11 protein-coding genes are annotated in these 13,007 nt (G+C 63.2%); 7 read left to right on the forward strand and 4 right to left on the reverse strand.

Annotated elements, in window-relative coordinates:
• Window positions 1–24 precede the first annotated feature (24 nt).
• Entirely contained in the window at window positions 25–804 is a 780-nt protein-coding gene (locus QCE83_RS18375) for a class II aldolase/adducin family protein (RefSeq protein ID WP_309813850.1), read from the forward strand.
• 17 nt (window positions 805–821) lie between these two features.
• Here the strand turns inward: QCE83_RS18375 and QCE83_RS18380 are convergent, their stop codons facing one another.
• The 3 genes from QCE83_RS18380 to QCE83_RS18390 form a co-directional block, all read right to left on the reverse strand.
• On the reverse strand, window positions 822–1,559 hold the full coding sequence (locus tag QCE83_RS18380) for an ethyl tert-butyl ether degradation protein EthD (RefSeq protein ID WP_309813853.1): 738 nt from the start codon (window positions 1,557–1,559) through the stop codon (window positions 822–824).
• Between the two features lie 102 nt (window positions 1,560–1,661).
• Window positions 1,662–3,005: an MFS transporter gene (locus QCE83_RS18385; RefSeq protein WP_309813856.1), complete on the reverse strand. Its 1,344-nt coding sequence runs from the start codon at window positions 3,003–3,005 to the stop codon at window positions 1,662–1,664.
• Between the two features lie 97 nt (window positions 3,006–3,102).
• Window positions 3,103–4,284, reverse strand: a complete 1,182-nt coding sequence (locus tag QCE83_RS18390; protein ID WP_309813859.1) for a porin — start codon at window positions 4,282–4,284, stop codon at window positions 3,103–3,105.
• A 178-nt stretch (window positions 4,285–4,462) separates the two neighbouring features.
• On the opposite strand from QCE83_RS18390, the gene QCE83_RS18395 reads away from it, so the two are divergent.
• The 4 genes from QCE83_RS18395 (at window position 4,463) to QCE83_RS18410 (ending at window position 9,181) form a co-directional block, all read left to right on the forward strand.
• Window positions 4,463–5,521: a ketopantoate reductase family protein gene (locus tag QCE83_RS18395; RefSeq protein ID WP_309813860.1), complete on the forward strand. Its 1,059-nt coding sequence runs from the start codon at window positions 4,463–4,465 to the stop codon at window positions 5,519–5,521.
• Window positions 5,522–5,938: 417 nt separating this feature from the next.
• The gene (locus QCE83_RS18400) at window positions 5,939–6,955 is read left to right on the forward strand and encodes a porin (RefSeq protein WP_309813861.1); all 1,017 of its coding nucleotides are present in this window, start codon (window positions 5,939–5,941) and stop codon (window positions 6,953–6,955) included.
• Window positions 6,956–6,982: 27 nt separating this feature from the next.
• Window positions 6,983–8,308: an MFS transporter gene (locus QCE83_RS18405; RefSeq protein WP_309813864.1), complete on the forward strand. Its 1,326-nt coding sequence runs from the start codon at window positions 6,983–6,985 to the stop codon at window positions 8,306–8,308.
• Window positions 8,309–8,311: 3 nt separating this feature from the next.
• Window positions 8,312–9,181: an amidohydrolase family protein gene (locus QCE83_RS18410; protein ID WP_309813866.1), complete on the forward strand. Its 870-nt coding sequence runs from the start codon at window positions 8,312–8,314 to the stop codon at window positions 9,179–9,181.
• A gap of 19 nt (window positions 9,182–9,200) precedes the next feature.
• Here QCE83_RS18410 and QCE83_RS18415 read toward each other — a convergent pair whose 3' ends face one another.
• Window positions 9,201–11,012, reverse strand: coding sequence for a diguanylate cyclase (locus QCE83_RS18415; protein ID WP_309813868.1), 1,812 nt, complete (start codon window positions 11,010–11,012; stop codon window positions 9,201–9,203).
• 327 nt (window positions 11,013–11,339) lie between these two features.
• On the opposite strand from QCE83_RS18415, the gene QCE83_RS18420 reads away from it, so the two are divergent.
• Window positions 11,340–12,155 (forward strand): ABC transporter ATP-binding protein, encoded by an 816-nt coding sequence (locus tag QCE83_RS18420; RefSeq protein WP_309813870.1) that lies wholly within the window; start codon window positions 11,340–11,342, stop codon window positions 12,153–12,155.
• Window positions 12,152–12,988, forward strand: coding sequence for an ABC transporter permease (locus QCE83_RS18425; protein WP_309813872.1), 837 nt, complete (start codon window positions 12,152–12,154; stop codon window positions 12,986–12,988). Before QCE83_RS18420 ends, QCE83_RS18425 begins: the two co-directional genes overlap by 4 nt.
• The last annotated feature ends 19 nt before the right edge of the window (window positions 12,989–13,007 follow it).

The following is a 13,007-nucleotide window of genomic DNA, read 5'->3' on the forward strand; positions in this document are numbered from 1 at the left end:
ACACTCAAACGACGAGGCATTGCAATGAACGAACGACACCTTTCGCCGCCCGGTGCCGCACCGCGCAACTGCAGCGAGGCCGAATGGGAAGCGCGGCTGAAACTCGCGGCGACGTATCGCGTGTTCCACATGATTGGCTGGCACGAACTGATCTTTAATCACATCACGCTGCGGGTGCCGGGCGAGCGCGACCAGTTGCTGATCAATCCGTTCGGGCTGGCGTATGACGAAGTCACTGCTTCGAATCTCGTCAAGATCGATCTGAAGGGCACTATCCTGAGCGAGAGCGCCTATCCGGTGAATCCGGCAGGCCTCACCATTCACAGCGCCCTGCACGAACACGTTGCCGACGCCCATTGCGTGATGCACATCCATACGACCGAAAGTGTCGCGGTGGCGTGCATGGAAGAAGGTCTGGTGGATCACAACATCTATTCGTCGCAGCTCTACGACAAGATCGCGTATCACACCTTCGAAGGCACGACCGTCCATGACGACGAAAAGGACCGCCTGGTCGCCTCCCTGCGCGACAAGAACCTGCTGATCCTGCGCAATCACGGCTTGCTTTCGCATGGCGTGTCGCTCGGCCATGCGTTCGTGCTGATCTGGACGCTGAACCGCGCATGCGAGATTCAAGTGGCGACGCATTCGATGCGTGGCACGATCCTGCCGGTGTCGTCGGCGATCAGCCGGCGTTCGACGAAAGACGCGCTGCAATACGACCCGCGCTTCCGCGGCGGCGATCAGGTGCTCGACGCACTGATCCGCCGTCTGGACCGCTTCGACACCAGCTATAAGCAATAACGCCGTGGCGCGCCGCTTCAGCCGTAGCGGCGCGCCACGCTTGCCATCGGATAGTGCGAACTGCCGCCCGCGAACGGCGGAAACCGCAGGCCGTCTTCCCGCATCTCGTGCCTGATCTCCGAGGCCAGCGCCCGGTGCAGTGCGGCCGGATCGTCGAATACCACTTTATTCCGCTGCATCAGATCGGCCCGCCGCACGTCGAGCGTGTTCGGACTGTCCACGCGCGTAAAAATCTCCGCTTCGCGAATCCCCGGAAATTTCGCCATGATCGGCGGATGGTGGTCGATGTAATGCCGCAACCAGAGATGCAGGTCATCGGCGGGGCCGGGATAGGCGACCAGATAGGTGCAGTGCGGGCCGGCAGCCGGTGCGGCCAGAAGCACATTGGTCTCAGGCACGGCGAAGCTGCGCGCGGCCATGGTCTGCTGTGTCCAGTCATAATCGGCGCGCGTCCGCGACGCCATCGCTGAGAGCAACTCGGCGACCGGACCCTTCGCGCGGCAACTCCGCTCCAGCCCATCCAGTTCCGAAAAATACAGCTGCACCACGCAATCCGGCGACGCCTCACGGCCGTGATAGGGGTCGCTTACTCCGTCCGCGACCGGCGTGTGGACGATGGCCTTGGTCAGCCCGTCGAAAGCGGCGTGGCGCGACGCCAGCCAGGCGTGCATGGCGACGGCGTCCGCAACGGTGGGACGGCTTTCGCCGGCCTGAGCCTTCCGGATGGCGCCTTCGAGATAAAGAGTGAAGCGCATGTAACCAGCTCCTCGAACATGAAAAACGAAATGCGCCTTGCGTCGCTCAGGCTCGATGCCTGCAACGGCGCAAGGCGCATGCATGCAGCAAACCGGACCGCGTCAGTGCGTGAGCGCGCCCGTCTTGTCCGCGGCGCCCGGTTCCTGCGCGCGCTTCGGCACGAGCGCGACGAACACGCCCGCGCACACCGCCGCGGCGGCGAAGACATAGAAGTTCCATCGGACGTCGATGCCGCCGCGCAGGATGAAACCGCCGACGAGCGGACCGGCCATCGCGCCCACGCGGCCGATGCCCACCGCCCAGCCGATCGCGCTCGAACGGACATGCGGCGCGTAGTAGTTGGAGATCAGCCCCAACTGCACCATCGCGACACCGCCCGTGCCCAGTCCGGCCAGTCCGATCAAACAGTAGGTGACCAGCAGCGACGACTTCACGGACAATGCGATGAGGCACGCCGCACCGATCAGATAAGTGAGCAGCACCGACTTGCGCGGGCCGAGCCGGTCCGCGTATCGGCCAATCAGGATGCCGCCGAGCGCCGAGCCCATCATGAAAGTCGCAAGGAACGCGAGACTGGAGCCGAGGTTGTAGCCCATCTGGCGCATGATCTGCGGCAGCCAGGTGCCAATGCCGTACAGGTTCAGCACCGCGGCGACCTGCGCGACCCAGAATGCGATCGTCGCGTAGAGGTTGCGCGACGAGAAGATCTCACGGAACAATTCGCCGATCGACAGCCGGGTCCCGGCCGACCCGCTTTCGGCAAGCAGCGCGTCGAGCGACAGGCCGTGCGATGCGGCGATGGTCCGCGCTTCGGTGCTGCGATCCCGCGACACCAGATATAGCGGCGATTCCGGCATGTACTTCCACAGCAGCGGCACATACAGCAGCGGCAGCGCGCCGACCGCCACCACGAAGCGCCAGGAATACTGCTGCATGAACGCCAGCGCCACCAGGGCTGACAGCAGCGCCCCGACGAAATAGCCCGAGTACATCAGCGCGAAATTGAAGTTCTTGCGCTGCGGGGCCGAGAACTCCACTGTCAGCGCGGCGCTCACGGAGATGACGCCGCCCAGCCCGATACCGCCGATGCCCCGCGCCAACGTGAAGAGAAACGGCGTGGGCGCCACGGCCGAGACGAGCATGGAGATGGAGAACATCGACACGCACGCGAGCAGCAGCGGCTTGCGCCCCATGAAGTCGCTGATAACGCTCATGACATAGCAGCCGACCAGCGTGCCGAGCAAGGCCGCGCTGCTCATCGCGCCGATCTCGGCGGCATTCAGATTCCACGGCGCATAGTTCATCAACGCGGGAACGATAGCGCCCATGATTGCCGCGTCATAGCCTTCCGATACGATCACGAAAAAGCACAGCAGGACGACGGTGTTGATCCTGCCGTCGTATCCGCTCATGTAGCTGCCTGCCTTGCCACTGACGTTTGACATGTGAGTAACCTTGGTTGCTGAAACTGACTGATCGACAGCCCACCTCGTGAGGCGGGCGCACATCGGCGACACTGCGCATTCCATCCCGCGCGCACGCTCAGAACTTGCTGCGAATCCCCACGCGGGCAATCAACTGGTTCTTTCCATCCGACGCGCCGATCACGGGCGCCAGCCCGGCGACGGTCGCGTCGCCGGCTGCGCGCATCCAGGTCGTCTGGAAATAGACGTCGGTGCGTTTGGACAGGAAATAGTCCGCTACGCCGCCGAGAATGTGATACCGCGGCGTCGCACCGGTCGCGGACACTTTCCCCGCCGTATAGCTGTATGCCCCGCCAATCTGAAACGATGGTGTGAAGTTATACGCTGCGACCAGCTCGCCAATATTGAAGGTCACATTTCCGTCGATGCGCGCGCCCAGGCTCGGGTCAAGGGAAGAAAAGCGGGTGTTGGTGTACACCGCCGCGATCTTGGCCTGACCGAACGTGTACTGAGCGGAAATGCCCGTCGAACGATAGTGGCCGGCAGCGATGCCGTAGTTGCCGTCCACTGGATTACTGGCGGTCCAGACGCCTTCCGGCACGGCGGTGGCCGGATGATCGATGGCCGTGTACGCGGCGGCCACGCTCAAGGGTCCACTCGAATAGTTGATGCCGAACGACTCGACCGCATTGAGACCCAACTGTCCCGGCGTGCCGCCGAAGCTATAAAGCGCACCTACCGTCACGCCGGCCAGCGTCGGCGACACGTAGCGCACCGCGTTGCTGACACGAAAATCGATGCCGGTGTTGTCGAGGTCGCCGGCGTGCGGCAGGAGAATGCCCCAGTTGCCGTTCGCCCCATACGCGCCGACGTACTCCCCCATGAATTCGTTCTGGCGTCCCAGCGTGAGCGTTCCGTAGCGCGTATTGCTCAAGCCGACGTAGGCCGCGCGGCCGAACAGGCGAGAGCCTTGCCCGAGCGTTCCGGTGTTGACGTTGAAGCCGTTTTCGAGGCGAAACACCGCCGCTGTGCCGCCGCCCAGGTCTTCCTTGCCGACCATCCCCCAGCGGCTTCCCTGAGCGATACCGTTCTGCATTTGCCACGCGCTCTTGCCGCCGACGTTGGTGGTGTAAGTCAAGCCGTCATCGATGATCCCGAAAAGCGTCACCGCACTCTCTGCATGAGCGACGCCGCAAAGTGCCAGCGGAGCGCTGAGCCACACACACGTCTTTTTTTTCGATATCGCCTTGAGTTTGCTTGTCATGTAGGGGTTCGGTATCTGTTCTTGGTTGAGACTCATTGAGCGCTTGACGCCCGGTCAGACGATGTGGCAACGGCACGAGGAACAACGAGTGGGACGTGACACGAAGGCAAGTCTCGACTCTCATTTTTTTTGACGCAAATCAACCAAAACTCCGAATCAAAATAAACCCGGCTTATTGCCCGCATAACGCTAAGCAGGCTTATCAAGGCGGTTCATGCGGGTCATTAATGGCGTGAATTGGCGACTACGGTTTCAACGCGTTAGGCTTCGTACCCAACCTCCAAAAAACTTCGATCGGTCAACCATGCGGATTCTGATCATCGGCGCGGGTGCGCTCGGCGGCTATTTCGGCGCCCGTCTGATCGACAATGGCGCCGGCGTCACCTTTCTGTTGCGCGACCGGCGCGCGCGGCAAATCCGCGAGCGTGGCCTGACGGTTCTCAGCCCGTTCGGGAACACAACCATTGCGCGGCCCGCAGTCGTGAGCCGGAATGCCCTCGCGCAGGAACCGGTGCACTACGACGCGATCCTCGTCGGCTGCAAGGCTTACGATCTCGATGACACCATGGAGGCCTTTGCTCCGGCAGTCGGCAAGGACACGGCCATCGTCCCGCTGCTCAACGGCATCGCGCATCTGGAGCGATTGAAGACACGCTTCAGCGAAGCAAACGTTCTGGGCGGGTTCTGCCTCATCTCGGCCGCACTCGACGACGAGGGCACAGTCCAGCATCTCAACGACACGCATCAGCTGTATTTCGGCGAACTCGACGGACGCGTCTCGACCCGCGTCAGGCAACTCGAAGCCTGTTTCGAGGGTGCGCGATGTGAGGCGATTGCCAGCGGGCGCATCGTCAGTCAGATGTGGGAGAAGTGGGTGCAGATCGCCACCGCGGCCGGCATGACGACCTCGATGCGCGCCTCCATCGGAACAGTCATCGCTGCGGGCGGCCTGGCGTTCGCGAACGCCCTGTTCGACGAATGCGCGGATGTCGCGCGCAAAGCCGGTTATCCGCTCAGTGACGCCGCCGAGGTGCGCATCCGGTCGGTTGTGACGGACGCGGCTTCCGGAGTAACGGCATCGATGATGAAAGACATCGAGCGCGGCGAGCAGATCGAGGCGGATCACCTGATCGGCGAGATGATCCGGGTTCGCGACGCCGAGATCTTGATCGGGCAGGCAGAGGCAACACAGCACTTTGCGTTGCTCGATCTCGTATCGCTTCATCTTGCGAGCTACGGACTTCGGCAATCTGCCGAAGCCGGCTTGCAGTGATCGACTGAGAAGACGAAGGCGGCCACCGACAATCCGCCGTGGCCGCTCGCGCCGGGACAAACCAAGGCATGCACGGTCCGTTCGCATGAAGGGCAGCGATTCGTCCTGCCCGGCCGTGCCGCCTGACCCTTCCTTTCACAGCGCCACCGCGCTCCCCTGATGCCGGATACCCGCGCACAGTCGCCCCGCTCTTCCTCCCAACCTGCGCTTCAGCCTTTACGCCCCAGTTAACGGACCCACGCGAATATTCAATGGACGCGCGTCTTTCAAGGGTTCATCGTTGCGCTCGTCTGAACGGAGCCCCATCCATTCAGCGCAAGCACGCGTTGCCCAATGCTTTCGCACGCGTCGGTCGTATCAAGGAGACATCCCTGCGCCCATGCATGGTGCACGGAACAAAAAAACGAGATCAACTGGATGAACAGGAAATGGCATGTCTGTACCATCGCAATGGGAGCATTGGCTTGCAGCGCGCATGCGCAATCGTCGGTGAGTCTGGCGGGTAATGTCGACGGCGGAGTGCGCTACATCAGCAACGGCAAGACGCATGACGTCACGATGAGCTCATACGGCTGGTACACGGCCAACCGGCTCGACTTCACGGGCCAGGAGATGATTGGCGACGGTTGGAACGTCCATTTCCAGCTCGAATCCGGCTTCAACACGGCGACCGGCGCGTTCGACAACACGAGCGGCCTGCTTTTCAATCGCATGTCATACGTGGGCGTCGCAAGCCCATATGGGTCGCTCGACCTGGGTCGTCAGTACACCCTCGGTCACGACGTGCTGCACGACTTCGATCCGTTCTTCTTCGCCTATCCGGCCATCATTCCGCTTACGCCCGCCGTGGATGGCACGCACTTCAGCAACGACATCAAGTATTCGGGCACGTGGGGGCCGTTCCGGATCGGCGCCGAACTCGCCCCCGGCGGTGTGGCCGGCGACTTCAACGACGGCACCGCGCGCGGCATCGGCCTGCAATACAAGGTCGGGTTCTTCAATGTAGGCGGAACCTATATTCATCGGACGGTGCTGGCAGGCGCAGCCTATGAACCGGACGATTACGTGGCATTCGGCTCCGAACTGAAATTCGGCGCCTTGCGTTTCGCCGGCGGTTACATGAACGAAACCACGGCAAACGCCGCACCGGCGACCGCCTCGCGCACCGAGAACTACTGGGGCGGCATGACGTACAACGTCAGCTACGACATCAATCTCGGCGCCGGATATTACGTGACGAATCTGCCCACCGCCAAGGGACGCAAGAACCTGGCGATCCTGAGCGCGGTCTATGTGTTGTCGAAGCGCACGCGCCTGTACCTCGAAAGCGATTACACGACCTATCACGGAACTTACATCAGCAACGCCACGCTGAATGCGGCCCACGCTTCGCATCAACTGGCTGTCACCACCGGCCTCAACATCCTCTTCTGACGCACACGACTTGCGGAGACTTGCAGCTTGGAACACTCACAGCGCGACAACGAAACGGCCGGCGTTGCGGCGACGCGGGCATCTCCATGGACCGAGCTACGCACGCACTGGCAGGTGATCGCCGCCGCCACTGCCGGTTGGGCACTCGACGCATTCGACTTCGCGATGCTGCTGTTCCTGCTGCCTCATCTGCAAAAGGTATTCGATGTGGGCCTGCCGGCCATGACCCTGATCGTCACCGCCACGGGCCTCGCCAAGATCGTCGGCACGATAGGCTGGGGCATGGCGGCCGACCGCTTCGGCCGCAAGCTCGTGTTCATGGCCGCGGTGCTGTGGTTCTCCTGCGCGGCAGGCCTGAGCGGTCTCGCCTGGAGCTATGCGTCGTTCATGGTCATGCGGGTTCTGTTCGGTGTCGGCTTCGGCGGGGAATGGACCGTGTCGGTTTCCCTCATGATGGAGACCGTGCCCGAATCGATCCGGCCTTATGCCTCGGGCATCATGGTTTCAGGCTATGAGATCGGCTACATGGTCGCGGCGGGCGTGTTCCATCTGCTGTTCCCGCTGCTCGGATGGCGCTGGATGTTCGTGGTCGGCGCGCTGCCCGCCTTGCTGACGATCTTCATCCGCAAGAACATCGCTGAATCGCCGGAGTGGTTGCGCGAGCGGCGGGAGCGTCCGCAGCGCACGCGCTTCGACGCCTTCGAGTTCAATCCCGCCGCCGTCCAGGCGTGGCTGTTCTCGGGTGCGATCAACTTCATGCTATGGTCGGTGCAGGTGCTGTATCCCACGTTCCTGATGTCGGCGCGGCATATCGATTCGAGCCGCATCTATCCGTTTCTCGCGGCGTATTCGGTCGGGTCCATCAGCGGCAAGCCGATCTGCGGTTATGTCGCCGCGCGCCTGGGCGAACGCCGGACCATCGTGCTGTTCCTTTGCATGGTGATTCCGCTCACCGTTCTCTACACGCTGGTGTCGAACCTCTGGCTGCTGGCGCTTGGCGCCATCCTGATGGGACTGTTCGCGAGCGGACTCTTCGGCATCCTGCCGCTTTACCAGTCCATGCGTTTCTCGGTCCGCGGCCGCGCAACCGGCATCGGCATCAGCTATGCAATGACCGCGGCGAGCTCGGTCGCGCCCTACGCAATCGCCCGCCTCGCACCGTCGATGGGTCTGAGCGTCGCTATCGCCGCGTTCATCGCAGGCAGCGCTGTGCTGCTGATGGCGATCGCGTCATGGAACACGAACCGCTGGCAGCCGGCCCGCGTGGAGTTCAGCGACGATGACGTCAACCGCGAACCCGACACGGCTGCTCGCATCACGCATGAGGCAAGCGCGCCTCTTCAGGGAGCTTGAAACGTGACTGATTTCATCGAAGCAACGCTTTCGCCCCGGCGGCCCCGCTTCACGTTGCCACGCGGTGCGTGCGATACGCACTGTCACGTGATCGGACCTGCTCGCAGCTTTCCGTATGCGGCGTCACGGCCCTATACACCGGAGGAAGAGACCGACAAAACCGTCCTGAGCGCGCTGCATGAACGGCTGGGCGTCGATCGTGCCGTGATCGTCCAGGCCACCGTCTACGCGACGGATAACCGCATCGTGCTGGACGCCATCGCCGACCGGCCGCACGCGCGGCGCGGCGTCGCGCTGGTCGACACATCCATCTCCGATGCTGCATTGCAGGCGCTTCACGATGGCGGCATCCGGGCCGTGCGCTTCGGCTTCGTGAGGCAGCTCTGGACGCCTCCCGATCCGGCTGAATTCCAGGCACTGATGCACCGGATAGCCGGCCTGGGCTGGCACGTGCTGTTGCATCTGGACGCTACGGCGCTCGTCGAACTACAGACGATGCTGGACGCCTTGCCTGTCCCCTTCCTGATCGATCATATGGGCCGGATCGACGCCGGCGCCGGGCTGGACCAGCCGGGCTTCGCGCAGCTGCTCGAATGGGCGCAACGCGATCACTGCTGGATCAAGCTTTCGGCACTCGACCGCATCTCGGCAACGGGCGCGCCGTTCGTCGATGCTGCGCCGTTCGCGCGCGCCTTGCTGGAGGCTTCGCCTGAACGCGTCCTGTGGGGCACGGACTATCCGCATCCGAATCCGCGCCATCCGGTGTTGCACGATGCCACCCTCGTCGACGTGCTGCCTCTGTGCGGCGATGCCCGCGCGCTGCACAAGTTGCTGGTGGCGAACCCGGCACGCCTGTATGGCTTCGTCGACTGACCCTGCAAAGCGCCGCTACCTACGCCACGTGCGCTCCACGCCGCACTTCCGCTGAATGTCGCTCGACCCGGTTCCTGCCCTTGCGCTTCGCTTCCAGCAGCGCCGCGTCGGCGCACTGGATGAGCGACGTCCTCGCGCATTCCGCAGGCGCGCTCGCTACACCAATGGATGCCGTGACCGGACCCAGCGGCTGACCGTCGTGATCGACCACCAGCGCGGCGATGCCGGCGCGCAGCGCTTCCGCCCGCCGCACGGCTTCTGCGGCGTTCACCCCGACCATCAGAACGGCGAACTCCTCGCCCCCATAGCGGAACACGAGGTCGGCGTCATCCGTCGCCTGCCGCAGCACGCTGCCCACCGCACGCAGGACGGCATCGCCCGCGTCGTGTCCGTGGTCGTCGTTGAACTGCTTGAAGAAATCGATATCGACCATCGCGCACGCTGTCTCCTGCCCCGTGCGCTCCGTCTTCGCGAGTTCATCCTGCGTCCACAGATCCAGTTGCCGGCGATTGCGCAAGCCCGTCAGCGGATCCGCCATCGCCAGTTCGCGCAGCGTGTCGCGCAGATGCAGATTGTCCAGCGCAAGACCGATGTTCTCCGCCAGCATGCGCAGATATTCGTCGAGCGAGCCATCGTGCGGCGTGCCTTCGCTGAACTCCAGGTACAACATGCCCAGCGCACCATGCTGTCCTGCAAGCAGCAGGCAGCAGGTATCGGGTACGGCGCCGTCGGCAAGCTGCAAATGTGCGCACGGCACATCCACTTGCTTGCCCGCGGGACGATGCAGGCTGCCGCGCCGGATGCCCCAGCACGCATCCGGCGAGAACGTCTCCGCGGTGTGCCTGGGCGACTTCCACGAACAGGCGGCGTGCATCGCAGCGCGTTCGGCGTCCAGCAGATAGAGTTGTCCGCGCGTATCCGGCAGAAGCTCAGGCGTGAAGCGTTCGACTACATCGATCAGATCCTGAGTGTCGTTGCAGCCGTGAAGCCGCTGCGTCATGCGCGACAGCGAATCGCGCAAGACACGGTCTGCTTCCCGTTCGCGTTCGAGACGCTGGCGCACCAGTCCGTTTTCACGAAAGACGCGTAGCGCTTGCGCCATGTCGCCGATCTCGTCGATGCGGTCGTAGCGCGGCGGCTCGACAGCGAAGTCCTGTGCGGCCAGACGGCTCACCACGTCGCTTAACTTGACGACAGGATGCAGGACTCGCCGGCGGAAGATGAAGTACAGCACGAACAGGAAGACCAGCCCGGTGACGACGAGCATCGACTCCGCCACCGTGCGCCATACCCTGGAGACTTCCTCCGCCCGTTGCACGGCGAGGTCGGTGCGTTGATCGAGGCGATACTGGAATCGTTCGACATCCACCCGCGCGCGTTCGAGCGAACGTCCGAAGTCGGCGGAGAAGGCGATATCGATTGCTTTTGCGCGGTCGCCCGCCTTCGCGGCAGCCAGCGCGGCTGCTTCGATGTCACGCATGCCGTCCGCCAGACGCAGGGCATCGTGCAACGCGTCGAGTTCATCGGCGAGCGCGCCGGCATCGCGGATATGACGCGTGCGCTCCTCGACCGCACCGAGCGACGCCAGTTCCCTTTGATAAGCGGCGAGATCGGCGACACTTCCGCTCACCACATATTGCCGCGCAAGCGAACCCAGCGCGTTGACCTCGGTGTCGAGGTTCGACGTGGCCTGATCGAGCGCGTGGCGTTGCGCCACCGCTTCCCGCTCCGTTTCCTGGGCGTTCGATGCCAGCAGCATGGCGGCGCCCGAGGCAAGCGTGAGCGTCACGGTGACCGCATAGGCCCAGTTCGTTATCGTCGATAGACGCATGCTGCTCCTGCTGTTTGACGGCCGGCTCAATGCATATTTCCGCCTGACTTCGCGGAACGCCGGCCAAGCGGATAGATAACGCCATTATCCGCGCATTTCTCATACCTTACGGGATCAGCGGGTCCAGCACTCGCCGCGCGTTGCCCCTATGCGCCGAGCGCCGCCCACGTAAACACCTACCCGCTTCTATTGACGCCCAACATACGCGTCAGTATGATTTCCTCCACGACATACTCATGAGTATGTCTCTGCAAATGCCACTTCGCCCGCCAGCCGGGCTTCCTCGTTGTCTGATGTTCAAGGAGAGCTTCCGCCGTCATGGATCGCATGCCCACAATGTCGCTCTCCGGCAGCGAGCCGCGTGCGCCGCTCCCCGCCCTCATCCAGATCGACGGTCTGCAAAAGCATTACCGCACCCGCAGCGGCGAATCGGTGCAAGCCCTCGGTCCCATCGACCTGACCATCGACCGGGGTGAATTCATTACCGTCGTCGGTCCCTCGGGATGCGGCAAGTCCACGCTTCTCAAGATGCTGGCCGGTCTCATCCCGCGTACCTCCGGCACCATTCGCGTCAATGGACAGGCCATCGACGGTCCGCAGCGCGATATCGGCGTCGTGTTCCAGAGTCCGGTGCTGTTGCCGTGGAAAACCACCTTCGACAACGTCATGCTGCCCGCCACGGTGCTCAAGCTCGATCGTGAGGCGACCGGCGCGCGCGCCAGGCAATTGCTCGACATGGTCGGTCTGGCAGATTTCGCGAACCGCTATCCGAACGAACTGTCGGGCGGCATGCAGCAGCGCGTCGCAATTGCCCGCGCGTTGGTGCACGACCCGGCCGTGCTGCTGATGGACGAGCCCTTCGGCGCGCTCGACGCCATGACGCGCGAAACCATGAACGTCGAAATCCGGCGCATCTGGCGCGAATCCGGGAAGACGGTGCTGTTCGTCACGCACTCGATTCCCGAAGCGGTGTTTCTCGGCAGCCGCGTGCTCGTGCTGTCGAGCCGTCCGGGCTGCATCGCTGAAATCGTCGATGTCGAGCTGCCCGCGCAACGCGATCTCGATGTCATGACCACCGAACGCTTCGGCTCGTACACGCGCCGCATCCGTCAACACTTCCAGGCCAGGGGATTCATAGAATGAGCGCCGAACTCGCGATTCCGCATTCGCCGCCGACGCCGCGCCGTCAGGCATTCGCCATGTTGAAGCAACATCCGGAATGGATCTGCGTGCCGGCGCTGTTCGTGCTGGTCGTCGCCGTGTGGGAAATCGGCTTCATGCTGGCAGCGGTGCCCATCTACATTGCGCCGGCGCCTTCCGACATCTTTCATGCGCTCGTCAACGGCCTTTCATCCGGACTCTTCATCAGCAACGGCCTGACCACGCTCGCTGAAGCACTGCTCGGCTTCCTGCTGGCGACGATCCTCGGCATCATGCTCGGCGCGGTCATCGCGCAATCGCGCTTCGTCGAGAAGACGCTCTACCCCTATCTGATTGCCATCCAGACCACGCCGAAGGTGGCGATCGCGCCGCTCTTCATCATCTGGTTCGGCTTCGGCATGACGTCGAAGGTCATCATGGCGGCGGTCGTCGCGTTCTTTCCGATTCTGGTCAACGTGATCGTCGGGCTGCGCTCCACCGATATCTCCCGCATCGAGCTGATGCGTTCCCTGCAGGCGAGCCGCTGGCAGATCTTCACGATGGTGCGCCTGCCGAGCGCCGCGCCGATGATCTTCGCCGGCCTGCACATCGCGGTCATCTTCAGCGTGCTGGGTGCGATCGTCGGGGAGTTCGTCGGCTCGCGCAAAGGGCTGGGCAATCTCATCATGCAGCTGAACAACAATCTCGACACCGCCGGCGTGTTCGCTGCGCTCGTCGTGCTGTCCGGGATGGGCATCGTGCTGCATCTGCTGATGCACATGCTGCAGAAGAAGCTGTTGTTCTGGTCCGAGCAGCAGCAGATCGCGCAGGTCTGATCGCACCCGGTCCAACGTC

Source organism: Caballeronia sp. LZ034LL (assembly GCF_031451215.1).
GTDB lineage: Bacteria > Pseudomonadota > Gammaproteobacteria > Burkholderiales > Burkholderiaceae > Caballeronia.